Annotated in this window: 22 protein-coding genes; 9 read left to right on the top strand and 13 right to left on the bottom strand. The window is 71.6% G+C overall.

Annotated elements, in window-relative coordinates:
* Positions 1 to 112: 112 nt before the first annotated feature.
* The gene (locus MUY14_RS03310) at positions 113 to 2,476 is read left to right on the top strand and encodes a penicillin acylase family protein (RefSeq protein ID WP_247020652.1); all 2,364 of its coding nucleotides are present in this window, start codon (positions 113 to 115) and stop codon (positions 2,474 to 2,476) included.
* Positions 2,477 to 2,497: 21 nt separating this feature from the next.
* On the opposite strand, the gene MUY14_RS03305 is transcribed toward MUY14_RS03310, so the two are convergent.
* Entirely contained in the window at positions 2,498 to 3,067 is a 570-nt protein-coding gene (locus MUY14_RS03305; RefSeq protein WP_247020650.1) for a TetR family transcriptional regulator, read from the bottom strand.
* A gap of 89 nt (positions 3,068 to 3,156) precedes the next feature.
* Here MUY14_RS03305 and MUY14_RS03300 point away from each other — a divergent pair, with 89 nt between their 5' ends.
* Positions 3,157 to 4,050: an SDR family oxidoreductase gene (locus MUY14_RS03300; RefSeq protein ID WP_247020648.1), complete on the top strand. Its 894-nt coding sequence runs from the start codon at positions 3,157 to 3,159 to the stop codon at positions 4,048 to 4,050.
* A 4-nt stretch (positions 4,051 to 4,054) separates the two neighbouring features.
* On the opposite strand, the gene MUY14_RS03295 is transcribed toward MUY14_RS03300, so the two are convergent.
* Together MUY14_RS03295 and MUY14_RS03290 are read right to left on the bottom strand one after the other, a co-directional pair.
* A complete protein-coding gene (locus MUY14_RS03295) occupies positions 4,055 to 4,414 on the bottom strand; it encodes a DUF4233 domain-containing protein (protein ID WP_396126838.1) in 360 nt (119 codons plus the stop codon).
* Positions 4,415 to 4,449: 35 nt separating this feature from the next.
* Complete coding sequence (locus MUY14_RS03290; RefSeq protein WP_247020645.1) at positions 4,450 to 6,105, bottom strand: folylpolyglutamate synthase/dihydrofolate synthase family protein; 1,656 nt, start codon at positions 6,103 to 6,105, stop codon at positions 4,450 to 4,452.
* Positions 6,106 to 6,179: 74 nt separating this feature from the next.
* On the opposite strand from MUY14_RS03290, the gene MUY14_RS03285 reads away from it, so the two are divergent.
* Both MUY14_RS03285 and MUY14_RS03280 read left to right on the top strand, forming a co-directional pair.
* Positions 6,180 to 6,815: a bifunctional 2-polyprenyl-6-hydroxyphenol methylase/3-demethylubiquinol 3-O-methyltransferase UbiG gene (locus MUY14_RS03285; RefSeq protein ID WP_247020643.1), complete on the top strand. Its 636-nt coding sequence runs from the start codon at positions 6,180 to 6,182 to the stop codon at positions 6,813 to 6,815.
* Between the two features lie 72 nt (positions 6,816 to 6,887).
* The gene (locus tag MUY14_RS03280; protein WP_247020641.1) at positions 6,888 to 7,745 is read left to right on the top strand and encodes an SGNH/GDSL hydrolase family protein; all 858 of its coding nucleotides are present in this window, start codon (positions 6,888 to 6,890) and stop codon (positions 7,743 to 7,745) included.
* Here MUY14_RS03280 and MUY14_RS03275 read toward each other — a convergent pair.
* Both MUY14_RS03275 and MUY14_RS03270 read right to left on the bottom strand, forming a co-directional pair.
* Entirely contained in the window at positions 7,729 to 8,568 is an 840-nt protein-coding gene (locus MUY14_RS03275) for an alpha/beta fold hydrolase (protein WP_247020639.1), read from the bottom strand. The genes MUY14_RS03280 and MUY14_RS03275 overlap by 17 nt on opposite strands.
* A 13-nt stretch (positions 8,569 to 8,581) precedes the next feature.
* Positions 8,582 to 9,337 carry an alpha/beta fold hydrolase gene (locus MUY14_RS03270; RefSeq protein WP_247020637.1) on the bottom strand — a complete coding sequence of 252 codons (756 nt, stop codon included), beginning with the start codon at positions 9,335 to 9,337 and terminating at the stop codon, positions 8,582 to 8,584.
* A gap of 74 nt (positions 9,338 to 9,411) precedes the next feature.
* Between MUY14_RS03270 and MUY14_RS03265 the strand changes: the two genes are divergently transcribed.
* A complete protein-coding gene (locus MUY14_RS03265) occupies positions 9,412 to 10,305 on the top strand; it encodes a LysR family transcriptional regulator (protein WP_247020635.1) in 894 nt (297 codons plus the stop codon).
* An 82-nt stretch (positions 10,306 to 10,387) separates the two neighbouring features.
* On the opposite strand, the gene MUY14_RS03260 is transcribed toward MUY14_RS03265, so the two are convergent.
* A complete protein-coding gene (locus MUY14_RS03260) occupies positions 10,388 to 13,009 on the bottom strand; it encodes a valine--tRNA ligase (RefSeq protein WP_247020633.1) in 2,622 nt (873 codons plus the stop codon).
* Between the two features lie 56 nt (positions 13,010 to 13,065).
* Between MUY14_RS03260 and MUY14_RS03255 the strand changes: the two genes are divergently transcribed.
* Positions 13,066 to 13,374, top strand: coding sequence for a hypothetical protein (locus MUY14_RS03255; protein WP_247020630.1), 309 nt, complete (start codon positions 13,066 to 13,068; stop codon positions 13,372 to 13,374).
* Here the strand turns inward: MUY14_RS03255 and MUY14_RS47210 are convergent.
* Entirely contained in the window at positions 13,371 to 13,595 is a 225-nt protein-coding gene (locus MUY14_RS47210) for a transposase (RefSeq protein ID WP_396126837.1), read from the bottom strand. The two genes, MUY14_RS03255 and MUY14_RS47210, sit on opposite strands and share 4 nt — an antisense overlap.
* Positions 13,596 to 13,950: 355 nt before the next feature.
* Here MUY14_RS47210 and MUY14_RS03250 point away from each other — a divergent pair, with 355 nt between their 5' ends.
* From MUY14_RS03250 to MUY14_RS03240, 3 genes are all read left to right on the top strand, one after another.
* Positions 13,951 to 14,388, top strand: a complete 438-nt coding sequence (locus tag MUY14_RS03250) for a MarR family winged helix-turn-helix transcriptional regulator (RefSeq protein WP_247020628.1) — start codon at positions 13,951 to 13,953, stop codon at positions 14,386 to 14,388.
* Positions 14,389 to 14,476: 88 nt separating this feature from the next.
* Complete coding sequence (locus MUY14_RS03245; RefSeq protein WP_247020626.1) at positions 14,477 to 15,778, top strand: MFS transporter; 1,302 nt, start codon at positions 14,477 to 14,479, stop codon at positions 15,776 to 15,778.
* 32 nt (positions 15,779 to 15,810) lie between these two features.
* Positions 15,811 to 18,117, top strand: coding sequence for an FdhF/YdeP family oxidoreductase (locus tag MUY14_RS03240; RefSeq protein WP_247020624.1), 2,307 nt, complete (start codon positions 15,811 to 15,813; stop codon positions 18,115 to 18,117).
* On the opposite strand, the gene MUY14_RS03235 is transcribed toward MUY14_RS03240, so the two are convergent.
* From MUY14_RS03235 to MUY14_RS03215, 6 genes are all read right to left on the bottom strand, one after another.
* Positions 18,108 to 19,367: an MFS transporter gene (locus MUY14_RS03235; RefSeq protein ID WP_247020622.1), complete on the bottom strand. Its 1,260-nt coding sequence runs from the start codon at positions 19,365 to 19,367 to the stop codon at positions 18,108 to 18,110. The genes MUY14_RS03240 and MUY14_RS03235 overlap by 10 nt on opposite strands.
* A 78-nt stretch (positions 19,368 to 19,445) precedes the next feature.
* Positions 19,446 to 20,003, bottom strand: a complete 558-nt coding sequence (locus tag MUY14_RS03230) for a hypothetical protein (protein WP_247020620.1) — start codon at positions 20,001 to 20,003, stop codon at positions 19,446 to 19,448.
* Between the two features lie 296 nt (positions 20,004 to 20,299).
* Positions 20,300 to 21,712 carry an LCP family protein gene (locus MUY14_RS03225; protein ID WP_247020618.1) on the bottom strand — a complete coding sequence of 471 codons (1,413 nt, stop codon included), beginning with the start codon at positions 21,710 to 21,712 and terminating at the stop codon, positions 20,300 to 20,302.
* A gap of 49 nt (positions 21,713 to 21,761) precedes the next feature.
* A complete protein-coding gene (locus tag MUY14_RS03220; RefSeq protein ID WP_247020616.1) occupies positions 21,762 to 22,514 on the bottom strand; it encodes an SDR family NAD(P)-dependent oxidoreductase in 753 nt (250 codons plus the stop codon).
* Positions 22,511 to 22,639, bottom strand: coding sequence for a hypothetical protein (locus MUY14_RS46755; protein WP_264086341.1), 129 nt, complete (start codon positions 22,637 to 22,639; stop codon positions 22,511 to 22,513). Before MUY14_RS46755 ends, MUY14_RS03220 begins: the two co-directional genes overlap by 4 nt.
* Positions 22,639 to 23,988 (bottom strand): OFA family MFS transporter, encoded by a 1,350-nt coding sequence (locus MUY14_RS03215; protein ID WP_247020614.1) that lies wholly within the window; start codon positions 23,986 to 23,988, stop codon positions 22,639 to 22,641. The genes MUY14_RS46755 and MUY14_RS03215 overlap by 1 nt, the downstream gene beginning before the upstream one ends.
* Positions 23,989 to 24,083: the final 95 nt, after the last annotated feature.

Genomic DNA, 24,083 nt, shown 5'->3' with positions numbered 1-24,083 from the left:
ATCCCGCCCCGGCCAACGCGGGTTTGCGCGCGGGTGAACGGATATCAGGGGTTTCCCCCATCCCCGGCGGTGCTCGCCGTCGGTAGCGTGGCGATCACGACAAGGGGGTCAGATGAGACCATTCAGGAAAACCCTGGCGGTTCTGACAGCGGCACTCACCATCACCACACTGGGGACCGGCATCGCGGAAGCGGGCCAGGAAAGCGGCGGCAAGGCCGTCCTCCGCTACACCGAACACGGCATCCCGCACATCGTCGCGAAGGACTTCGCCGGCCTGGGCTACGGGTACGGCTTCGCGGCGGCGACCGACAACGTCTGCGAGCTCGCGAACATCTACCTGACGGTGAGCGCGCAGCGGTCGAAGTACCTGGGCCCGGGCGGCGACGGCTACCCGTCGTTGTCCGAGGCGGCGAACAACCTGCACAGCGACCTGTTCTTCCAGCGGATCAACGACTCGGGGATCGTCGACAGGCTGGCCGCGCAGCCCGCGCCGCAGGGGCCGCGGCCCGAGGTCCGGCAGATCGTTTCCGGCTATGTGAAGGGCTTCAACGCCTTCCTGGCGCGCACCGGCAAATCCGGGATCTCGGACCCGGCGTGCCGCGGCGCGGACTGGGTCCGGCCCATCACCGAGCAGGACTTCTACCGGCACTTCTACGCCATCGCGATCACCGGCGGGCAGGGCGTGGTCACCGAAAGCCTGTTCACCGCACCGCCGTCCGGCACCACACCGGCGCCGGCCCCTGGCACCGCCGGGCAGCTCTCCGACCAGGTGCGGAAGGCGCTCGGCGGGAGCGGGCTGGGCAGCAACGGCCTCGCGATCGGCGCGGACTCGACCGCGTCGGGCCGGGGCAGCGTGCTGCTCGGCAACCCGCACTACCCGTGGCAGGCCGGGCGGCGGTTCTGGCAGAGCCAGCTGACCATCCCGGGCCGGTTCGACGTCGCCGGCGCGAGCCTGCTCGGCATGCCGTTCGTCCAGATCGGGCACACCGCGGACGCGGCCTGGACGCACACGGTGTCGACGCCGGTGACGTTCGGTCTCTTCGAGGTGCCGCTGCAGGCGGGCGACCCGACGACGTACCTCGTCGACGGCAAGCCGGAGAAGATGACGTCGGCCGACGTCACGGTCCAGGTGCGCCAGGCCGACGGCTCGGTGAAGCCGGTCCGGCAGACGTTCTGGTCGACGCGCTACGGGCCGGTGATGGCCGACTTCCAGGGCATCCCGCTGCCGTGGACGGCGAAGTCGGCGTACGCGGTGCGCGACGCCAACGCGACGAACCTGCGCGGGCTGAACACGTGGTTCGAGCTCGACCAGTCCCGCAGCACGGCCGACGTCGTCCGCGCGCTGAGCCGCACCCAGGGCGTCCCGTGGGTCAACACCATCGCCACCGACCGGGCCGGCAACGCGCTCTACGCCGACATCCAGGTGGTCCCGCACGTCACCGACGAGCAGGCGAAGGCGTGCGGCACCCCGTTGGGGCAGGGGACGTTCGAGCAGGTCGGACTGGCCATTTTGGACGGTTCGAAGTCGTCGTGCCAATGGGGTTCCGACCCCGGCGCGCTCGAACCGGGCATCTTCGCGCCGTCGCGGCTGCCGCGGCAGCAGAGCCGTGACTACGAGCTGAACGCCAACGACAGCGCCTGGCTCGCGAACGCGAAAGCGCCGATCACGGGGTACCCGCACATCGTCGGAGACATCGGCACCGAGCGCTCGCCGCGCACGCGGGAAGCGTTGCTCACGGCCGAAAAGGGCGGCTTCACGACCGACTCGACGAAGAAGATGCTCTTCGCCGACCACAGCCTGTTCGCCGACCTGACGGCGGCGGACCTGGTGAAGCTGTGCGCGTCCTTCCCGGGCGGGCAGGCGCCGTCGTCGTCCGGTCCGGTGCCGGTCGGTCCGGCGTGCACCGCGCTGGCGAACTGGGACCACACGTTCACCCTGGACACCCGCGGCTCGCTGCTGTTCCAGCGGTTCGCCGCCCGGCTCGGCGGCGTGGACCGGTTCTCGGTGCCGTTCGACCCGAAGGCACCGCTGACCACGCCGAACACACTCAACACGGCGAACGCCGCTGTGCAGAAGGCGTTCGGCGACGCGCTGGTGGACCTGCGCAAGGCCGGTCTCCCGCCGGACGCGAAGCTGCGGGACGGCCAGGCCGTCACCCGCAACGGCGAGCGCATCCCGATCCACGGCGGGCAAGGCTTCCTCGGCGTGCTGAACGTGATGACGCCGGTGTGGGACCCGGCGCGCGGCAACGTCGAGGTGGCGCACGGCTCGAGCTACATCCAGGTGGTCGGGTTCGGCGGGCACGCGTGCCCGGACTCGTCGACGCTGCTGACGTACTCGCAGTCGGCGAACCCGAAGTCGCCGTACTTCAGCGACCAGACGAAGCTCTACAGCCGCGGCGAGTGGGTGAAGGGACGCTTCTGCGAAGCCGACATCCTGCGCTCCCCCGCGCTGCGGATCGTCGTGCTGCGCTGAGCTGCCGGCGGAGGCGGGCGCTCAGCCGTCCGCCTCCGCCGCCAACGCGCGCAGATCGGCGAAGGCCTCGTCGAGGTGCTCGTCGAGACCGCGCGCGGATTCCCCGATCCACGCTGCGGCCGCGTGGTGGAAGGTGATCCAGCCGATGTACGCGGCGAGCGCGGCCGGCCGGTCGGCGACTCCCCGGGCCCGCAGCGCCGCCGCCAGTGCGTCGCTCATCGCCGCGGCCTTGGCCAGGTCGCGCTCCCGCAACGCCGGGGTCGCCGCGATGACCGCGAGCCGCGGTTCGGCGAACGGCCGGTTGCTCTCCAGGATCCGCCCGGACTTCCGGAAGGCGCGGATCAGGACTTCGAGGGGCGGCAGCCCGTCGGGCGCCTCGGCGACCGACGCGACGAGTTCGGCCCGCAGCGTGGCTTCGCCGTCGAAGAGCACTTCGCGCTTGTCCGGGAAGTGCCGGAAGAACGTGCGCTCGGTGACGCCGGCCCGGGCCGCGATCTCGGCCGTCGTGGTCTGGTCGAACCCGCGTTCCCGGTACAGCTCCAGCGCCGCCTGCTGAAGGCGGCGGCGCGCTTCTTCTCCGCTGCGTGGCACGACGTCAGCCTACCGGTAGCGACAGCGACTGACACTACGCGGTACAGTTCGTAGTGTCAGTCACTGTCGCTACCCCGGGAGTTGTCCCCATGCACGTCTTCGTCACCGGCGGTTCCGGCCTCACCGGACCCGCCGTCGTCACCGAGCTGATCGCCGCCGGCCACACCGTCACCGGCCTCGCGCGCTCGGACGCTGCCGCCGCCCGGCTCGAGTCGCTGGGCGCCACCCCGCACCAGGGCTCGCTGGAGGACCTCGACAGCCTGCGCGCCGGCGCCGAAGCCGCCGACGCCGTGCTGCACATGGCCTTCGGCGGCGACTTCAGCGATCTGGCCGACATGACCCGCCGCGACCGGACCGCGATCGAGGCGCTCGGTGCGGTCCTGGTGGGTTCGGGCAAGCCGTTCGTGAGCACGTCCGGCACGCTGGTCATGCCCGCCGGGCGGGAGAGCACCGAGCGGGACGAGCCCGACGCGGCCGGGCTCGCCGCCTTCCGGATCGCGGGCGAGCGGGCCTGCCTGGACTTCGCCGCGCAGGGCGTGCGGGCGAGCGTGGTCCGGCTCGCGCCGACCGTCCACGGTCCCGGTGACCACGGGTTCATCGCCTGGCTCGTGGACACCGCGCGCAAGAGCGGGCAGTCGGCCTACGTCGGCGACGGCACCAACCGGTGGCCCGCGGTGCACCGGCTCGACGCGGCGGTCGTCTTCCGGCTGGCCCTGGAAGGCGCTCCGGCGGGCAGCGTGCTGCACGCGACCGCCGAGAACGTGCCGTTCCGGAGCATCGCGGAGACGGTCGGGCGCGGGCTGGACGTGCCCGTGGTCTCGCTGAGCCCGGACGAGGCCGCCGGGCACTTCGTCAGCCCGTTCATCGCCCGGGCCTACGGGCTCGACGCGCCCGTCTCCAGCACGCTCACGCGGGAGCTGCTCGGCTGGTCACCCCGCCACGCGTCGCTGCTCGACGACGTCGCGAACGGCGACTACCTGTAGGCGATCAGGCCTGGGGCTGCTGCTGGCTCGCCAGGGTGCCGGCCGCCATCCGGCGGGCGACGTCCTTGCGCAGCCACAGCAGCCACAGCCAGATCGCCAGGAAGATCACGCCGAGCACGGTGATCGCGGGCAGCCAGAACACCAGCGCGATCAGCACCACCTGCAGCGCGAGGATCAGCGGCACCGCCCACGGGCGCTTGACGAACCCGCAGGTCACGACCAGCAGCACGGCCACCGCGATGACCGTCCAGCCGACGCCGGTGCTGATCCCGCCGCCGAGCTTGTTCACCACCGGGAGCGCGAGGGCGACCGTGATGCCCTCCATGATCAGGGTCCCCGACATCACGCCGCGGAAGCCCTTCATCGGGTCCTTCGGCTTGGGGGCTTCGGTCGGCTCGCTCACGCCGGCTCCTTCCCGAACAGGGTGCGCGTTTCGCCGGCGGTGACCACCGAGCCGGTGACCAGCACGCCGCCGCCCGCGAGCGGCTCCTCGGGGTCGTCGCTGGTCTCCACCAGCGCGATCGCCGTCTCGATCGCCGTTTCCAGGTCGGTCTCGGCGACCACCCGGTCCTCGCCGAACACCGAGATCGCGAGCTCGTTGAGCTCCTCCAGCGGCATCGAGCGCGGCGACGAGTTGCGCGTGACGACGACGTCCGACACCACCGGCTCGAGCGCGTCGAGGATGCCGCGGGCGTCCTTTTCGGCCATCACGCCGACCACCGCGACCAGGCGGCGGAAGGCGAACTCCTCGGCCACGGTCGTCGCGAGCGCGCGGGCGCCGTGCGGGTTGTGGGCGGCGTCGATCATCACGGCGGGGGCCGCGCGGACCCGCTCCAGCCGTCCCGGCGTCTCGACCTCGGCGAACGCCTCGCGCACGGCCTCGACGACCAGCTGCCGGTCCTTGCCCGCGCCGAAGAACGCCTCGACCGCGGCCAGCGCCAGTGCGGCGTTCGCGGCCTGGTGGGCGCCGTGCAGCGGCAGGAAGACGTCGTCGTAGACCCCGCCGAGGCCCTGCAGCTTCAGCAGCTGCCCGCCGACGGCGACCTCGCGCTCCAGCACGCCGAACTCACTGCCGGCGCGCGCGACCGCGGCGTCGACCTCGACGGCGCGGTCGAGCAGCACCTTCTGCACCTCGGGGTCCTGCTCGGCGATGACCGCGACCGAGCCGGCCTTGATGATGCCCGCCTTTTCGCGCGCCGCGCTCACCGCGTCGGGCCCCAGGTACTCGACGTGGTCGAGGCCGATCGGGGTGATCACGGCGACTTCGGCGTCGGCGACGTTCGTGGCGTCCCAGGCCCCGCCCATGCCCGCTTCGAGCACGGCGGCCTCGACCGGCGCGTCGGCGAACGCGGCGAACGCCATCCCGGTGAGGATCTCGAACTTGCTCATCGCGACGCCGTCCGCGCTCGCGCCGTCCACCATGGACACGTAGGGCGCGATGTCGTGCCACAGCTCGGCGTAGCGGGCGGCGGAGATCGGGTGGCCGTCGAGCGCGATCCGCTCGGTGACCAGCTGCAGGTGCGGGCTCGTGTAGCGGCCGACGCGCAGGCCCATCCGGGTCAGCAGCGCGTCGATCATCCGGGCCGTGGAGCCCTTGCCGTTCGTGCCGGCGATGTGCAGCACCGGGTAGCCGCGGTTCGGCTCGCCCAGCAGCTGCGTCAGCGCGGAGATCCGGGTCAGCGACGGCTCGATCTTCGTCTCCGGCCAGCGCTGGTTCAGCTCGGCCTCGACGGCCATCAGCTCGCGGCGGGCCTCGGGGCCGTCCGGGCTGCCGTGGACCTCGGGCTCGCCCTGGTCGTCGAGCTCGTGCAGCTCGGTGTCCTCGGGCACGGTGAGGTCGGGCACCGGGCCGGTGGCGAGGTTGTCGCCCAGCTGGCCGACGCCGCCGATGCCGCCGCGCGAGCCGCCGCCGACGTCGAACGCGGTGTCGCGCGCGTCCAGCTCCGGGTCGTGGTCGTCGGAGTCCTCGTACCCTTCGGCACCCAGCTCGTCGACGCCCGCGAAGCTGTCGAGATCCGACAGGTCCGGCTTGCGACCTGTCTCATCCTGCGGCACTGAATCTCCTCCGGCCTGGGGTTTTCGCACTTGCCTTCCGAGTCTACGTGCGCGATCGGTGGCACTCTCGACGCATGCCGTTCAACCACAACGACCACTACCACCCGCTGCTGCTCGACCAGCTGCCACCGGGCCCGGGGATCGCGCTGGACGTCGGGTGCGGCACCGGGCGGTTCGCGCGGCGGCTGGCCGCGACCGGCATGGCGGTGGAGGCGGTCGACGTGTCGGCGGCGATGGTCGAAGCGGCGGCCGGGCTGGGTTCGCCGGGGCCGGGCGAGATCGTCTACCGGCAGGCCGACGTCACGACCGACGCCCTGCCCGAGGCCCACTACGACTTCATCTCCTGCCTGGCGTCGCTGCACCACATGCCGTTCGAGACGCTGGCCAAGCTGCGCCGCGCGCTGGTGCCCGGCGGGGTGCTCGTGGTGCTCGGCCTGGCGCGGCCCAGCACGCCGGTGGACTGGGCACGCGCGGTCGCGGCGGTGCCGGTCAACGCCCTCGCCCGGCTGGTCGTCTACGCCGGTGAGCGGCTGAACGGCGGCCCCGAGGACGGCCCGCGGGCCCCCGTCGCCGACGACTTCCCGACGATGGCCGAGGTCCGTCGCGAAGCGGCCCGGCTGCTGCCGGGCAGCACCGTCCGGTCGCTGTTCTTCTGGCGCACCTTGATCACTTACCGTGAGCACGGCGACGGTGACCCGACTGGCGGGTGAAGTCCCCACCTCGGCCGCCCGGCGCTCGCTAGATGTGGAAGGAGCGTTTCCGCCAGCGAGAACGAGGTCTTCATGCGCATCCCCCGGCTGCTCACAGCCGTCCTTTCGGCAGCCGTCCTGCTGACGGCGTCGGCCACCGCCGCGTCCGCGGCGACCGTCGGCAGCTACGTCGCCCTCGGCGACTCCTACACGTCCGGGCCGTTCATCCCGGTCCAGCGGTTCGACCCGCTCGGCTGCGGGCGGTCCACCGCGAACTACCCGTCGGTGCTGGCCGCGGCCCTGCACGCCGGGCGGTTCACCGACGTCAGCTGCGCCGGCGCGGACACCACGAACATGACCCGGCCGCAGGGCGTGCCGTTCAACGGCACCAACCCGCCGCAGCTGGGCGCGCTGCGGATCGACACCGACCTGGTCACGCTCGGCATCGGCGGCAACGACCAAGGCGTGTTCGGCAGCCTGATCGGAACGTGCCCCGGCCTGCGGGCGAGCGACCCGACCGGCAACCCCTGCGAGAAGCACTTCGACGGCTCCGTGACCTCGGCGATCGACAACACCGGGCCGCGGGTGGCGGCGGTGCTCGCGGCGATCCACGAGCGGTCGCCGCGCGCGCGGATCCTGGTGGTCGGCTACCCGCGGATCGCGCCGGAGAAGGGCTACTGCCCGGACGTGCTGCCGTTCGCGGACGGCGACTACGCGTGGCTGAGCAGCGTCGAGGAGGCGCTGAACCGGACCCTGGCCGAGGCCGCGGACTCGGAGGGAGCGGAGTTCGTCGACACCTTCGGCCCGTCGCGCGGCCACGACGCCTGCGCGCGCGGCGGTTCGGCGTGGATCAACGGCAAGGACCAGAACATCTTCGAGGCCGCCGCCTACCACCCGCTCAAGGCCGGGATGGCGGGCGTGGCCGCGGTGGTGCTCAAGACGCTGCGCTGACGAACTCTTTCGGGGGCTCCGGGTCGCGGAGTCCCCGGCCCCGGGGCGAACCCCCGGATGTCACGTACTCCAGCACGACCCGGGCGAACTCGTCCGGCAGCTCGGCCGGGGCACCGTGCCCCGCGTCGATCTCGGCGGCGCGCGCGTCCGGGATCGCGGCGACCAGCTCCCGCTGCTGGTCCGCCGTGATCAGCCGGTCGTGCGCGCTGCCGAGCACCAGCACCGGCGCGGTGATCTTCCCGAGCACCGGGCGGAGGTCGACGGTGCGGTCGGTCTCGATCTGCCGGTCCGCGCCGGGCTGGATCACCGTGTCGAGCGTCTTGACGAGCTGTTCGTTGCTCTCGGTGGTGGCCTGGTCCCAGTAGCGCGGGCCGAAGGCCATCAGCGGCAGCAGGCGGGCGAAGGACCCGGTTTCGAGCAGGTCCAGCCAGAGCCGGAACTCGGCGTCCTGCCAGGTGTCCGTCGCGGGCCAGGCGGCGTGCAGCACCGCTGTCCGGACGCGCTCCGGGCGGGTGCCGGCCAGGTGGGCCGCCACGACCGCGCCGAGGGAGTGCCCGACGACGTGGGCCCGCTCGGCACCCGCGTGGTCCAGCACGGCTTCGGCCTGGGCGGCGAGAGCTTCGACGGTGATCGCTCCGCCGTCGTCGGTGGTCAGCCCCGAGCCGGGGAAGTCGGGGGCGAGGACGGTGAAGCCGGTCGCCCGCGCCGTCAGCGGTCCCCACTGCTCGCGGGAGGCGGCGGTGCCGTGCAGCAGGAGCAGCGCGGGGCCCTCACCCGTCCGGTCGTAGTGGACAACGGTGGTCCCGAGCATCACTTTCGGCATTGGTCGTGCTCCTTCAGATGATTTCGCGGAGGGCGGCGGTGAACGCGCGCGGGTTCTCCTGGTGCGGGAGGTGGCCGCAGCCGGCGAGGACGTGCACCCTGGCGCCGGTTTCGGCGGCGCAAGCGCGCGGGACCTCCAGGGGGATCTCGGCGTCCAGCTCGCCGTGCAGGTAGGTGATCGGGACCTTCAGGTCCTTCAGGCGCGGCCGCGGGTCGTAGGTGGTGACCTCGGTGAACAGCGCGTCGATGTAGACGCCGGAGTCGAGCAGCTGGCGGATCGTCCACGCGACGAGCCCCGGCGCCGGGAACGCGACCCAGTTGGGCACCCAGTCCTCAAGGGTGCCGACCCGGTCGTCGACGAGACGTTTCCGCAGGTCGTGCACCTTGTCGAGCATGCCGGTGCTGGGCCAGTAGCCCGGGCTGTCGACGGCGACGACCTGCTCGACGAGCTCGGGGCGGCCCAGCGCGAGTTCGGTGGCGAAGACCCCGCCGATGCTGGACCCGACGACGGTGGGCTTGATCCCGAGCGTCTCGATCACGGCGGCGAGGTCCGCGGCGATCCCGTCGATGGTGTTGCCCTCGGCGGGGTGGTCCGAGCGGCCGCACCCGCGCCAGTCGAGGGTGAAGACGCGGTGGTCGCGCACGAGATCGGGCAGGCACGACTGCCAGACGCGGCCGCTGGTCCCCCAGCCGTGCAGGAACAGCAGGGCCGGGCCGCTGCCGGCGTCTTCGTAGTGGAGCCGGGTGTGGTCGACGGTGATGTGAGGCATGGCTCGAGCCTGGTTGCCCGGCCGGCGCTTTTCGATGGGCAGTCCGCTCTTACACTCATCACGAAAGCTGATGAATGGGGTCTGACGTGGAGCTTCGCCAGCTGAGGTACTTCGTGACGGTCGCGGAGGAACTGCACTTCGGCCGCGCGGCGGAGCGCCTGCACATCGTCCAGCCGGCGGTGAGCCAGCAGATCCGGCGGCTGGAGCGCGGTTTGGGGGTGTCGTTGTTCTCACGAACGACACGGGCGGTGGCGTTGACGGAAGCGGGCCAGCGGTTCCTGCCGCACGCACGAGCGGTCCTGGCGGCGGCCGACCGGGCGGCGGACTCGGTGACGGAGTTCCGGACGTCGTCCGCGCTGCTGCGCCTGGGCACGAGCGAAGGCCTCGGGGATCGGCTGGACGCGCTGTTGGGCGCCTTCGCGCGGCTCGCTCCCGCGGTTTCCCTGGAGCTGGTCCACGCCCCGACCGCCCAGCGGCTTCAGCGTGTCCGGGACGGGTCCCTGTCCGCGACCATCGTCCGCGGCTCGTGGCCTTCTTCCGGGCTCGACTTCACTCCCTTGTGGACGGATGAGGTCTTGGTGGCGCTGCCTGCTTCGCACCCGCTGGCGGCTGAATCCGAAGTCGCTTTCGCTTCGCTGGCTTCGCTTCCGGTGCGGTTGAGTTCCCGTGCCCGGAACCCGCCGTTGCACGATCTGGTCGTTTCGTGCTGCCGGGAGGCCGGGTTCGAGCCGGTGCTGGGTGCCGATTTCACGACGGCCCAGGACACGCTGGGAGCGTTGGGTTTCGGGCGTCCGCAGTGGACGGTGTTCTACCGGGCGCACGCCAACTTGCTGCCGGTGCCGGGGGTGGTGTTCCGGCCGCTGCGCGACCCTTCGCCGCGGATGCCGACGTACCTGGCGACCCCGTCGGACCGCCGGGTGACACCGGAGGTGGTGGCGTTGATCGAGGCAGCGCGGACGACCGAGTGACGGCCGAGGCGGCACTTTCCCTATGAAAGTGAGGTCTGAGGCGGCACTTTCATAGGGAAAGTGCCGCCTCAGACCTCGGGAATCAGGAAGCGGGCAGAGCCGCCAGGCGGGCGGTGATGCGGTCGATGTCCGCCACCGCCGTCTGCTTGCGGAGCTTGATCTTGTCCACCACCTGCTCCGGGGCCTTCGCGATGAAAGCCTCGTTGCCCAGCTTCGCTTCCGTCTGCGTCAGCTCCTTCCGGGCCGCCGCCAGGTCCTTCTCCAAGCGCTTGCGCTCAGCCGCGACGTCGACCGTGCCCGACAAATCCAGCTCCACCGTCACCACGCCGTCGGACAGGGCGACCTCCAGGGACGCGCTGGCCGCGAACTCCTCCGTCGGCGCCGTCAGGCGGACCAGCGATCGGACCGCCTCCTCGTGGCCGCCCGTGTAACCCGCCAAACGCGACGCCACCTTCTGGCCGGGCTTCAGGCCCTGGTCCGCTCGGAAGCGGCGGATCTCCGTCACCAGCTTCTGGACGTCCGCGATCCGGGCGTCGGCCACGGAGTCCGTGTAACCCGCGGGCGCGGAAGGCCAGGCGGCGACCACCAGCGACTCGCCGCCGGTCAGGGCCGTCCAGAGCTTCTCCGTGATGAACGGGATGAACGGGTGCAGCAGCCGCAGCACCGTGTCCAGCACGTGGCCCAGCACCGACCGCGTCGCGGACACCCGCGAGGGATCCCCTTGGTACAGCTGGACCTTCGCCAGCTCCAGGTACCAGTCGCACAGCTCGTTCCACGTGAACTGGTAGAGCGCGCCCGCCACCTTCGCGAACTGGAAGTCCTCGAACAGGCCGTCCACTTCGGACACCAAAGCACCGAGCCGGCCCAGGATCCAGCGGTCGGCTTCGGTCAGCGAAGACGCCGCAGGCAACGGCGAAGCGACCGAAGCGCCGTTCATCATCGCGAACTTCGTGGCGTTCCACAGCTTCGTGCAGAAGTTGCGGGAGCCCGCCGCCCACTCGTCGGCCAGTGCCATGTCCGCGCCCGGGTTCGCGCCGCGGGCCAAGGTGAACCTCGTGGCGTCCGCGCCGTACGCGTCCATCCACTCCAGCGGGTCGATCACGTTGCCGCGCGACTTCGACATCTTCTTGCCCTGCGCGTCACGGATGAGCCCGTGCAGGTAGACGTGGTCGAAGGGCTGCGAGCCCTGCATCTGGTGCACGCCGAACATCATCATCCGGACGACCCAGAAGAACAGGATGTCGTAGCCCGTCGACAACACACTGGTCGGGTAGAACTTCGCCAAGTCCTCGGCAGAAGACGGCCAGCCCAGCGTCGACATCGGCCACAGGCCCGACGAGAACCACGTGTCCAGCACGTCCGGGTCCTGCGTCCAGCCGTCACCCGTCGGGGGCTGCTCGTCCGGGCCGACGCACACGACTTCGCCGTCCGGGCCGTAGTACACCGGGATGCGGTGGCCCCACCACAGCTGGCGCGAAATCGTCCAGTCGTGCATGTTGTCGACCCAGTCGAAGTACCGCTTGCCCAGCTCCGGCGGGTGGATCTTCGTGCGGCCGTCACGGACCGCGTCGCCGGCCAGCTTGGCCAGCTCCTCGACCTTGACCCACCACTGGAGCGACAGCCGCGGCTCGACGACCGTGTCGCAGCGGGAGCAGTGGCCGACCGCGTGCACGTACGGGCGCTTCTCGGCGACGATCCGGCCGAGCTCGCGCAGCGCCGCGACCACCGCGGGCCGCGCCTCGAACCGGTCGAGGCCCTGGAACGGGCCGGCAACCGTGATCTCGGCGCGCTCGTTCATCACCGTGAGCATCGGCAGGTCGTGGCGGCGGCCGATCTCGAAGTCGTTCGGGTCGTGCGCCGGGGTCACCTTGACCGCGCCCGTGCCGAACTCCGGGTCGACGTGCTTGTCGGCCACGATCGGGATGCGGCGCCCGGTCAGCGGGAGCTCGACCTCGGTGCCGACCAGGTGCGCGTACCGCTCGTCGTCCGGGTGGACGGCGACCGCGGTGTCGCCCAGCATCGTCTCCGCGCGGGTCGTGGCCACGACGATGGCGTCGTCACCGTCGCCGTAGCGGATCGACACGAGTTCGCCGTCGTCGTCGTTGTGGTCGACCTCGATGTCCGACAGCGCCGTCTGGCAGCGCGGGCACCAGTTGATGATCCGCTCGGCGCGGTAGATCAGGCCCTCGTCGAAGAAGTTCTTGAACACCGTCTGGACGGCCTTGGAGAGGTTCTCGTCCATGGTGAAGCGCTCACGCGACCAGTCGACGCCGTCGCCGAGGCGCTTCATCTGGCCCAGGATCTTGCCGCCGTACTCGGCCTTCCACTCCCAGACGCGCTCGACGAACTTCTCGCGGCCCAGGTCGTGGCGGGAAAGGCCCTCGCCGGCCAGCTGGCGCTCGACGACGTTCTGCGTCGCGATGCCCGCGTGGTCCATACCCGGCAGCCACAGCACCTCGTAGCCCTGCATGCGACGGCGACGGCTCATCGCGTCCATCAGGGTGTGGTTGAGCGCGTGGCCCATGTGCAGCGAACCGGTCACGTTCGGCGGCGGCAGTACGATCGAGAACGGCGGCTTCTCCGACGAGGCGTCGGCCGTGAAGTACCCGGCCGCTACCCAGCGGTCGTACATCGGTGCTTCCTCGGCGGCCGGGTCCCAGGCACCCGGAAGGTCGGTGGTCTGCTGCGGAGCGTTCTCGGTCACAATGGACAAGTCTACGAACCCGTCACGGCGGGTCACCCAGGGGGAAGGCACTCGGGATGGCACAGCCTCACCAGCCGCAGGATCCGGACGACCGGCGCCTCGAGACGCACCCGGACCTGATGAACCCGGATTGGCAGAAGTTCGCCGAGCGCGACGCCTGGCTGGGCGCCAAGAAGGACCTCAGGAAACGCCGCAAGCGCGAGCAGCGCGCGGGCGGGCACCAGCGGCCGGGTGAGAGCCGCTGGCCGGGCGTGCTGGCCCTGCTCATCGTGGTCGGCCTGGTCGCCGCGGCGATCATCGTGCACCAGATCCAGGGCATCGGCGTCAACGAAGACCCGTTCGTCTTCTTCGGCGTCAGCGCCTAGCTCGTGTCCGACAAAGCCCTGGCCCAGGTGCTCACGGCAGGCAGGACGACCGCCGATCCGTAAACGATGGCCAACTTGTCGTAGCGAGTTGCCAAGCCACGCCACTGTTTGAGCAGGTTGAAGCGTCGTTCGACCACGTTGCGGCCGCGGTGGTCGACCGGGTCGAAGGCGGGCGGGTGTCCGCCGCCGGGAACCCCGGCGTTTGCGGTACCCGGCCTGATCGGCAGGTTCAGGGATCACCACGGTGATGCCGCGGTCACGCAGATGCCCGCGGATCGCCCGCGGTGAATAGGCCTTGTCGCCGCGAACAGGGTCGGGCTGGGTGCGGGCTCGCCCGCGTCCAAACCGAGCGACGCGCAGATACCGCATGAGATGCGGGAACATCGGTGCGTCCCCTGCCTGGCCGCCGCGGGAGCGGCCGATCGCCTGGTCAGGCGGCTCGGTGCGCAGATCCGTGTAGTTCGACCCAGCCCCCGGTGAGGCGCGTGATGTTCGTGGCGCGCTGCTGCGCCACCCCGGAAGCGGGGTGCGTCACACCCGGATACACAGTCTGGACTGAACAGTTAAACTGTGTGCATGGGCGAAGTACCTCCGCACGTGGCCGAGAGCGCCGGCTGGATCCGCGGGGTCGTCGGGCAGTTGCACCGGCGGCTGCGCCAGGTCGACAACGCCGGGATCCTCACGCCGTCGCAGTCCGCCGTGCTCAACCGGCTGCACCGCGAAGGACCTGCGACGCAGGGTGAGCTGGCCGCGGCCGAGCACGTGCGGCAGCAGTCCATGGCCGCCACCCTCGGCGTGCTCGACGAGCTCGGCTACCTCGCCCGCACGCCCGATCCCGCCGACCGGCGGCGCGTGGTGATCAGCCTCTCCGCGGCCGGCAGCGACACCGTGCGCGGCATCCTCCAGCACCGCGAAGAGTGGCTGGCCCAGGCGCTGCTGGACGAGCTGTCCCCCGCCGAGCTCGACGCCGTCACGCGCGCGCTGCCGCTGCTCCAGCGCGTCGCCCAGCACTGAATCCGGTCGGCCTGCGAAAACCAAGGAGTTCCTCACGACCACCGTCACCGCACCCGCCAAGTTCGGCGCCCGCCTGGTCACCCCGCTGGTGGCCGGCGCGGTGCTCAACCCGATCAACTCCACCCTCATCGCCGTCGCGCTCGTGCCGATCGGGCAGAGCTTCGGCGCCGGTCCCGGCCAGACCGCCTGGCTGATCTCGGCGCTCTACCTCGCCACCGCGGTCGGGCAGCCGGTGGTCGGGCTGCTGGTGGACCGCTACGGCGCCCGCCGCGTCCTGCTGGGCGGCGCGACGCTGGTGATCATCGCCGGGATCGCGGGCATGGTCCCGCTGTCGGTGGGCTGGCTGACGGGCGTGCGGGTCGTGCTCGGCCTGGGCACGTGCGCCGGGTTCCCGGCCGCGATGGCCGTGCTGCGCCACCACGCCGAAGCGAGCGGCCAGGGGGTGCCCGCCCGCGTCCTTTCGGTGCTCTCGATGTCCGCGCAGACGGTGATGGTGATCGGCCCGACGCTCGGCGGCGTGCTGATCGGCCTCTTCGGCTGGCCCGCGATCTTCGCCGTCAACATCCCGCTCGCCGGGCTGTCGCTGGTGCTGGCATGGGCGTGGGTGCCGAAGGACGACCGCGGCGCGCGCACCGCCACCCGCATCGACGTCCTCGGCATCGCGCTGTTCTCCGCGACGCTGCTGGCGCTGCTGTTCTTCCTGATGGACCCGGGTGCCGACGCCTGGCTGCTCGCCGTCGTCGCCGCGTTCGGGATCGCGTTCACCCTCGTCGAACTGCGGCGCGACACGCCCTTCCTCGACCTCCGGATGCTCGCCGCGAACACCGCGATCCTGCGCACCTACCTGCGGCAGGCACTGAGCTTCATGGCGATCTACGCGATCATGTTCGGCTACGTCCAATGGCTCGAGACCGCGCGGCACCTGTCCGAGGAGGCCGCCGGGCTGATGCTGCTGCCGATGTCGGGCACGGCGGTGTGCGCGGCGGCGTTCTCGGGGCGCGCGTCCGGGCTCAAGACACGGCTGGTCACCGTCGCGGTCGCCCTGGCCGGCGGCTCGGCGCTGCTGCTGTTCGTCCACGACGGCACGTGGATCGGTGCGCTGCTCGCGCTGGCCGCGTTGTTCGGCCTGGCGCAGGGCCTGACCAGCGTCGCGAACCAGACGACGCTCTACCGCGAGGCCCCCGCCGAGCAGATGGGCACCGCGAGCGGCCTGTTCCGCACGGCCCAGTACCTGGGCGCGATCGTCGCTTCGACGCTCATCGCGCTCTGCTACGGCCCGCACGCGGACTCGGCCGGACTGCACCGGCTCGCGATCGCCCTCGTCGTGATCAGCGTGCTGCTGCTCGCCGTCACCGTCGCCGACAAGGGACTCCAGCGCGACCCCCGTTAGCGCGCACGGTCATCGAAGCGCACGATGAACACATGACCCGTGAAGCGCCGGCGCAGGACGTGGACGAGACCCGCCTCGAGGTGGGCAAGCCGAAGGGCTGGGCGGCCGGGATACCCGGGGTCGCCGTTTCGCTCGCGCGCAGCGTCGAGCAGATGGGCACCGGCCGGACGATCAAGGCGCTGCGGCTGCTGAACCAGCGCGAGGGCTTCGACTGCCCCGGCTGCGCGTGGCCGGAACCGCGTGAGGTCGACGGTGAGAAGCGCAAGCTCGCCGAGTTCTGCGAAAACGGCGCCAAGGCCGTCGCCGAGGAAGCCACGAAACGGCGGGTGGACCGCGACTTCTTCGCGGCGCACCCGATCGAAGACCTGCGGGGCAAGACCGACTACTGGCTCGGCCAGCAGGGCCGGATCACCGAGCCGTTCGTGCTGCGCGAAGGCGCCACGCACTACGAACCGATCTCCTGGGACGACGCGTTCGAGCTCGTCGCCGGTGAGCTGAAAGCGCTGACCGACCCGAACGAGGCGTTCTTCTACACCTCGGGCCGCACCAGCAACGAGGCCGCGTTCCTCTACCAGCTGATGGTGCGCTCCTTCGGCACCAACAACCTGCCGGACTGCTCCAACATGTGCCACGAGTCCTCGGGCGCGGCGCTGTCGGCCACCACCGGCGTCGGCAAGGGCTCGGTGAGCCTGGCCGACATCCACAAGGCGGACCTGATCGTCGTCGTCGGGCAGAACCCGGGCACCAACCACCCGCGGATGCTCTCGGCGCTCGAAGAGGCCAAGGGCAACGGCGCGCGGATCATCGCCGTGAACCCGCTGCCCGAAGCCGGGCTGATGCGGTTCAAGAACCCGCAGAACGTCCGCGGCGTCGTCGGCAAGGGCACGCCGCTGGCCGACGAGTTCGCCCAGATCCGCCTCGGCGGCGACCTGGCGCTGTTCCAGGCCGTCGGGCACCTGCTGCTCAAGTGGGACGAGGAAGCGCCCGGCGCGATCGTCGACCGCGAGTTCGTCGCGCGCGTCACCGAAGGGTTCGACGACTACGCGAAGCACCTGCGGGAGATCGACTGGCCGGAGGTCGAGCGCGCCACCGGGCTGCCGCGCGAGCAGATCGAGCGCGTCGCGCGGATGATCGCCTCCTCCGAGCGCACGATCTACTGCTGGGCGATGGGCCTGACGCAGCACAAGCACGCCGTGCCGACGATCTCCGAGATCGCGAACCTGGCGCTGATGCGCGGGATGATCGGCAAGCCCGGCGCGGGCCTGTGCCCGGTGCGCGGGCACTCGAACGTCCAGGGCGACCGGACCATGGGCATCTGGGAGAAGATGCCGCAGTCCTTCATGGACGCCCTCGCCGCGGAGTTCGGCATCGACGTCCCGCGCGAGCACGGCCTGGACACCGTCGACGCGATCCGCGCGATGCGCGACGGCCGCGGCAAGGTCTTCTTCGCCGTCGGCGGCAACTTCGCGTCGGCGACGCCGGACACGGACGCCACCGAGAAGGCGCTCGAGTCGTGCTCGCTGACCGTGCACGTCTCGACGAAGCTGAACCGGTCGCACGTCGTCCACGGCCGCACGGCGCTGGTCCTGCCGACGCTCGGACGCACCGAGCGCGACGTCCAGGCGAGCGGCGAGCAGTTCGTCACGGTCGAGGACTCGATGTCGCAGGTGCACACCTCGCGCGGGCGCCTCAAGCCGGCGAGCGAGCACCTCCTGTCCGAGGTCGCCATCGTCGCCCGCCTGGCCGAGCGGCTGTTCGGCGCCGGCCACGCGGTGCCGTGGCGGACCTTCGAGACCGACTACGACCTGATCCGCGACCGCATCTCGCGGGTCGTGCCCGGCTGCCACGACTACAACCGCCGCGTCCGCGAGCCGGACGGGTTCGTCCTCCCGCACGCGCCGCGCGACTCCCGCGAGTTCACCGGCACGGCCAACGGCAAGGGCAACTTCACGGTGTCGGAGCTGGAGTACCCGCAGGTGCCCGAGGGCCGGCTGCTGCTGCAGACGATGCGCAGCCACGACCAGTACAACACCACGATCTACGGCCTCTCGGACCGCTACCGCGGCATCGAGAACGCCCGCCGGGTGGTGCTGGTCAACCCCGACGACCTGGCCGAGCTGGGCCTGGCCGACGGCGCCATGGTCGACCTGGTCTCCGAGTGGCGCGACGGCGACCGCCGCGCCCCGGCGTTCCGCACCGTGGCGTACCCGACGGCCCGCGGCTGCGCGGCGGCGTACTTCCCCGAGGCGAACGCGCTGGTCCCGCTGGACTCGGTGGCGGACAAGTCGAACACCCCGGTCTCGAAGGCGATCGTGGTGCGCCTCGAACCTCAGCCCTGACGCACTCGCGGTGGAGCGGCGGGGAAGTCGCGGCGGGTCCGGAATGGACCGGCGACGACGAGCACCACCGCCACCGCGAGCACGCCCAGCATCGCCCACACCGCCGTCCGCGGTCCGGCCAGCGCACCGAGACCGCCGGCCAGTAGCGCGCCCACCGCGCTCGCGCCGTTGGCCAGCAGGCTGCCGGAAGCGATGACCCGGCCGCGGACCGACGGCGGCGGGTACGTCTGCCGGAAGCCCGCCGCGAGGACGTTCGCCGCCACCACCGCCGCGCCGATCGCAACGCCGCCCACCACCGGCAGGGCCAGGCCGGGTCCCGGGCCGGCCAGCGGGATGAGCAGGCCGAACGGCGTCAACACGACCACCACCGCGAGCAGGCTCCGCGCACTCCCCCAGCGCCGCGCGAGGCGGACCGCGACGGCCGCGCCCAGCACGCCGCCCGCTCCCGGTGCCGCCACCAGGATGCCCACGGCGCCCGGCGGGACCCCGGCCACCTGCACGAAGAACACGACGTTGATCGCCTGGTACCCGGTCAGCGCGGTGTTGGCGACCGCGCTGAACACGGCCAGCGAACGCAGGTACCGGTCACGGGCCACCCACCGCAGCCCGTCGGCGATCTCCCGGCGCAGGGTGGTCCGCGGCCGCCCCGCCGGCCGGGGTGGTTCCCGCACCGAGATCGCCGCCAGGCACCCCGCGGAGACCAGGAACGTCACGGCGTCGACGAGCAGGCCGGCCACCGCGCCCGCCCACTGGGCGAGCACCCCCGCCAGGCCGCGCCCCGCGATCTGTGCGACGGACTCGCTGCCCTGCAGCTTCGCGTTGCCCTCCGGCAGGTCCGCCGGGGCGACGAGGACCGGCAGGTAGACCCGGTAAGCGGTGCCGAACAGGACGCCGCACGACCCGGTCAGCAGCGCGACGACCCCGAGCTGCCCCACGCTCAGCACGCCGAGCCAGGCCGCGACCGGGACGCTGGCCGACGCCGCGGCCGAAACGACGTCGCAGCACAGCATCACCGGCCGGTGCGGGAGCCGGTCGATCCACGCGCCGGCCGGCAGGCCGAGCACCAGCCACGGCACCCAGGCCGCGGCCGCGAGCAGGCCCACCGTGAACGGGCCGGCGTGCAGCACGAGCACCGCCACCAGCGGCAGGGCCACGGTCGTGACGTTGCTGCCCAGCTTGCTGGTCGTCTCGCCCGCCCACAGCAGCCGGAAGTCCCGGTGCCGCCACAACCCGCCCCGCGTTCCGGCCACTCGCTCCCCTCCCGGTCCTTCGGGAGGATGCCGGAGGCGCGCGCCGCCGTCAGCGGGTTTCGCCGCGGGCGCAACGCCTCAGCCGCGGTAGTCGCGCTGCAGGGTGCCGGTCATCTCGGTGACCACGGCCTGGACGTCGTCGAGGGCCGCCGGGCGGATCAGCGCCGCCTCCGTGCCGCCGTCGGCGATGGCGATGCCCAGTACGACGTTGCCGGAGCGGACGGCGGCCCACTGCTCGGAGAAGCCGGCCTCGTCGCCGACGCCGGTCGCGAGCCGGACGCCCGAGTGGTCGCCCAGCGCGTCGGTCATCAGCTGGGTGGCCTGGGACGCGGCGTTGGCCGTGTCGGCGTCGGTGAACCGCACGACGGCGATCGTGACGACCCGGTAGTCCTGCATGTTGGGCTTCCCGCCGCCGAGGTCGCGGGCGAACAGGCGCTTGCAGCCGGTGAGTTCGTTGCCCTCGGTCGAGCGGTCCTGCGGCACGACCTTGGCGTCGGCCGTCTTGACCGAGTCCGGCGGGACTTCGACGGTGCCCGGGGCCAGCCGGTCGCGGGTGTCCGCGCCGGGCAGCTTGCAGGCGTCGATCGACTCGGGGTAGTGCGCCGCGGCGGACGCCGACTGGCACCCGGCACACAAAACGGCAGAAGCGATAACCGGAAGGAGCCACCCTCCGCGGGCAACGCTGAAGCGCATAAGTTCCGGACTTTCCGTATTTCTCGAAATCGACTTTCCGGTTCACCACCGGTCCGGTGATCTTTTCCGGTCCGTCTCGCGGCGTTGCCGCTGATGGTCACCGCACCCTGCCTCACCAGGCAGGGTGCGTCAAGACCAGTCACCCCCGTGGTCCGCCGTGGTCCGGTCGGCGGGAAACAACCTTTCGGGCGTTACGGAAAATCTTCACGCAATTTCACGAAATCCGGCGCCGGGTGCCGTCAATTCACGCAGACGACCCCGCTCGACGTGATCGGGTCGTCGCCGGCCGCCGGGGCACCCCCGCCGCCCGCCGCGCCCGGACCCGCGTACACCGTGCCGAGCACCACCTCGATGTGCCCGGCGGGCACGTCCGTCGACACCTGCGTCGTCAGCCCACCCAGCACCTTCGCCACCTCGTCGCCGCGGTCCTTCAGGTCGGCGCCGAACCGCACCAGCGACGTCCGCCGCGTGGCCGTGTTGCCGGTCGCGCCGGGGGTGAACCCGTTGTCGCGCAGCACACCGGACACGCGCGCCGCGAGCCCTTCCCGCGGGCCCGCGTTGGTGACGTCGACGGTGGGGCCCGGCCCCTGGCCCCGGGACGGCGGCGGCGCGACCGGCCCGATCAGGCTCGCCGCGAACGCCTTGACCGCGGCCGGGTCGACCTGCACCGCCGTCAGCCGGCGGTCGGCCGGGTCGTAGCGGTAGTCCGGGTTGACGACGGGGATCGTCTCGAACTGGATGCCGCCGCCGCTGACCCCGCGCATCTGGGACACGAAGTCGAGCAGGTTCCACGACGAGTCGAGCACCACCGAACGCTTCACCGCGTCGATGAGGCCCGAGAGCTTCCCCGGGTCGCCCAGCGTGCCCGCCGAGAGCACCTGCCGCGCCAGCCCGGCGAGGAAGACCTGCTGGCGCCGGACGCGGTCGAAGTCCCCGCCGCGCAGGTTGTCGCGCTGCCGGACGAAGGCGAGCGCGTCCGCGCCCGAGATCCGCTGCCGCCCGGCCGGGAAGTCCGCGCCCGAGTTCCGGTCCTGGGTGGCCGCGTTGAGGCAGACGTCGACACCGCCGATCGCCTTGCTGATCTCGGAGAAGCTGAGCAGGTTGACTTCGGCGAAGTGGTCGATCTTGACGCCGGTGAGGTCCTCGACGGCCTGCCGCGTCGCGCGGCGCGCGGCCGTGAGGGCGCCCTGGTCGATCTTCGCCTTGTCGGTCTCGCCCGCCGTACGCAGCCGCCGCGCCTCGGCGGCCTTCGCGCGCCCGAAGGCGGCGTTGATCTTGCCCTTGCCGCCGGGCATCGACACGAAGCTGTCGCGCGGGATGGAAAACGCTTTCACCTGCTTCGTCCCGTTCGGGATCCGCAGCACGATCAGGGTGTCGGTGAGGTCGTCGCCGTTGGGGCCGACCCGCAGTTCCCGCAGCACGTCCGGCGAGAGCGGCTTGCCCTGCGGGTCGGTGCGGGCGTCCCGGCCGACGAGCAGGACGTCGAGCGAGCCGTCGGCGGGCTGCTCCCCGGGGGCGGTCCCGCCGTCGGCGTCGATCACGCTGTCGCGCGTGACCTCGTCGAGGGCCTGGAGGTTCACGTAGCCGTACGCGGTGCCGCAGAAGACGACCAGCGCCAGCCCGGAGACGACGATCTTGCCCAGTGGGTGCACGCCCCTACCGACGTGTCCCGCGCGCCGGCTGCTGCACGCGTGAGGCAGGTCACATGCGCAGGTGGGAGGCGCCGTTGAGGTCGAGGATCGCGCCGGACGCCCAGGTCGCCTCGGCGGAGGCCAGGTAGACGACGGCCGCGGCGATCTCCTCGGGCGTGCCGACCCGGCCGAACGGGCTCTGCGCGCGCAGGGCGTCGTCGATCCGGTCCGCCACCCGCTCGGTGGCGGTGAAGCCGGGCGCGACCGAGGTCACGGAGATGCCGTGCGGCGCGAGGGAGACGGCGAGCGACTGGCCCAGCGAGTGCAGCGCGGCCTTGCTCGCGCCGTACGCCGGGTGGTCGGGCTCGCCCTTGAACGCCCCGCGCGACCCGATGTTGACGATCCGGCCGGGCGCGCCGCGCCCGATGAGGTGCCGGGCGACGCAGTAGCTCAGGTTGGCGGCGCCCACGAGGTTGACGTCGAGGGTGCGCCGCCAGATCCGCTGCCAGTCCACGTAGGACACTTCGCCGACCGGGTGCGCGGTTTCCGCCGACGTCGCGACGGCGGCGTTGTTGACCAGCACGTCGACCCCGCCGAGCCCGGCCTCGGCGGCGTCGGCGATCCGCCGCGCCGCCTCCGGGTCGGCGAGGTCGCCGCTGATCAGCAGGTGCCCCGAGCCGGGCAGGTGCGAAAGCGTTTCTTCGGCATCCGCGGCGCGGTGTCCGTAGTGGACGGCCACCCGGTCACCCCGCGCCGCGAACGCCGTGGCCACCGCGCGCCCGATGCCGCGGGAAGCGCCGGTGACGAGAACTCCGTTGCTCATCCGAAGAGCTGTACCAGCTTCAGGAACAGCTGGTACACGCCGTACCCGAACGGCAGCACGACCCACGCCCAGGTCAGCACGATCAGCGGGGTCCGGTTGGGCTTCGACGTCGAAGGCTCGCTCATCACGCCTCACTCCTCGCGGCCGCGGCGACCGGCTCGTGGTACTTCTCCTTGACCGGCCGGACCAGCTCGTTGGCCACGAAGCCGACCACCAGCAGGCCGATCATGATGTAGAAGGACAGCTCGTACAGCGCCGGGCCGGACTTGCCCGCCGCCTTCTGGCTGTCGGCGATCCGGTTGACGATCAGCGGGCCGAGCACGCCGGCCACCGACCACGCGGTGAGCAGCCTGCCGTGGATCGCGCCGACCTGGTAGGTGCCGAAGAGGTCCTTCAGGTACGCCGGGACCGTCGCGAACCCGCCGCCGTAGAAGGACAGGATCACCATCGCGCACAGGATGAACACGAGCTTCGACGAGTTCTCCGTGAGCGCGATCACCAGGTACAGCACCGCGCCGACGCCGAGGTAGGTGCGGTAGATGTTCTTGCGCCCGACCAGGTCCGAAGTGGACGACCAGACGAACCGGCCGAGCATGTTGAACAGTGACAGCAGCGCGACGAAGCCCGCCGCCGCGGCCGTGCCGACCGGGGTCGAGGTGTTCTTGAAGAAGTCGACGATCATCGGCGACGCCTTCTCCAGGATCCCGATGCCCGCGGTGACGTTGAAGCACAGCACGACCCACAGGCACCAGAACTGCGGCGTCTTGATCGCGTTGGCGGCCGAGACGTTCGCCGTGCTGATCATCGCCTTGCCGTGGTCGGTCTTCGGCTCCCAGCCGGCCGGCTTCCAGTCGTCGGCGGGCACCCGCACGAGCAGCCAGCCCATCGACATGAACAGCGCGTAGACGATGCCGTGCACCAGGAACGCCGTCGCGATGGTGCCGGTGGTCGGCGTGCTGCCGAGCATCGACGACGACCACGGTGAGGCGATCAGCGCGCCGCCGCCGAAGCCCATGATCGCGATGCCGGTGGCCATGCCCGGGCGGTCCGGGAACCACTTGATCAGCGTCGACACCGGCGAGATGTAGCCGATGCCGAGCCCGACGCCGCCGATCCCGCCGTAGCCGAGGACGACCAGCCAGAACTGGCCGGTGGCCACGCCCAGCGCAGAGATGAGAAATCCGCTGGCGAAGCAGCACATGGACACGAACATCGCCCAGCGCGGGCCGTTCTTCTCGACGAGCGTGCCGCCGAAGGCCGCCGACAGGCCGAGCATGACGATGCCGAGCTGGAACGGCAGCGAGCTCTGCGTACCGTTGAGGTGCATCGTCTTCTCGAGCGGGGTCTTGAACACGCTCCACGCGTAGGCCTGCCCGATCGACAGGTGCACCGAAAGGGCCGCCGGCGGCACCAGCCAGCGGGTCCAGCCCGGGGGTGCCACGATCCGGGAACGGTCCAGGAAGCCGAGAGCCATCCTGTTCCCTCCGTACTCTGGGGGATGATGGAGGGAATGTATTACTAAATACCCGGCGTTGCACCAGTGGAGTGTCAAACTTCCGGGCGGAGAAG

The sequence above is a fragment of the Amycolatopsis sp. FBCC-B4732 genome (assembly GCF_023008405.1).
Taxonomy (GTDB): Bacteria; Actinomycetota; Actinomycetes; order Mycobacteriales; family Pseudonocardiaceae; genus Amycolatopsis; species Amycolatopsis pretoriensis_A.
Note: the sequence above shows the minus strand (reverse complement) of the source record. Positions and strands in the feature narration are given on the sequence as shown.

What these genes read in the sequence shown, in the direction of transcription:
- MUY14_RS03215 (WP_247020614.1), bottom strand. Translation starts at nt 23,988, where the DNA reads ATGGCTCTCGGCTTCCTGGACCGTTCCCGGATCGTGGCACCCCCGGGC.
- MUY14_RS03240 (WP_247020624.1), top strand. Translation starts at nt 15,811, where the DNA reads ATGACCCGTGAAGCGCCGGCGCAGGACGTGGACGAGACCCGCCTCGAG.
- MUY14_RS03280 (WP_247020641.1), top strand. Translation starts at nt 6,888, where the DNA reads ATGCGCATCCCCCGGCTGCTCACAGCCGTCCTTTCGGCAGCCGTCCTG.
- MUY14_RS03285 (WP_247020643.1), top strand. Translation starts at nt 6,180, where the DNA reads ATGCCGTTCAACCACAACGACCACTACCACCCGCTGCTGCTCGACCAG.
- MUY14_RS03250 (WP_247020628.1), top strand. Translation starts at nt 13,951, where the DNA reads ATGGGCGAAGTACCTCCGCACGTGGCCGAGAGCGCCGGCTGGATCCGC.
- MUY14_RS03270 (WP_247020637.1), bottom strand. Translation starts at nt 9,337, where the DNA reads ATGCCTCACATCACCGTCGACCACACCCGGCTCCACTACGAAGACGCC.
- MUY14_RS03295 (WP_396126838.1), bottom strand. Translation starts at nt 4,414, where the DNA reads ATGAAGGGCTTCCGCGGCGTGATGTCGGGGACCCTGATCATGGAGGGC.
- MUY14_RS03310 (WP_247020652.1), top strand. Translation starts at nt 113, where the DNA reads ATGAGACCATTCAGGAAAACCCTGGCGGTTCTGACAGCGGCACTCACC.
- MUY14_RS03300 (WP_247020648.1), top strand. Translation starts at nt 3,157, where the DNA reads ATGCACGTCTTCGTCACCGGCGGTTCCGGCCTCACCGGACCCGCCGTC.
- MUY14_RS03255 (WP_247020630.1), top strand. Translation starts at nt 13,066, where the DNA reads ATGGCACAGCCTCACCAGCCGCAGGATCCGGACGACCGGCGCCTCGAG.
- MUY14_RS03275 (WP_247020639.1), bottom strand. Translation starts at nt 8,568, where the DNA reads ATGCCGAAAGTGATGCTCGGGACCACCGTTGTCCACTACGACCGGACG.
- MUY14_RS46755 (WP_264086341.1), bottom strand. Translation starts at nt 22,639, where the DNA reads ATGAGCGAGCCTTCGACGTCGAAGCCCAACCGGACCCCGCTGATCGTG.
- MUY14_RS03220 (WP_247020616.1), bottom strand. Translation starts at nt 22,514, where the DNA reads ATGAGCAACGGAGTTCTCGTCACCGGCGCTTCCCGCGGCATCGGGCGC.
- MUY14_RS03265 (WP_247020635.1), top strand. Translation starts at nt 9,412, where the DNA reads ATGGGGTCTGACGTGGAGCTTCGCCAGCTGAGGTACTTCGTGACGGTC.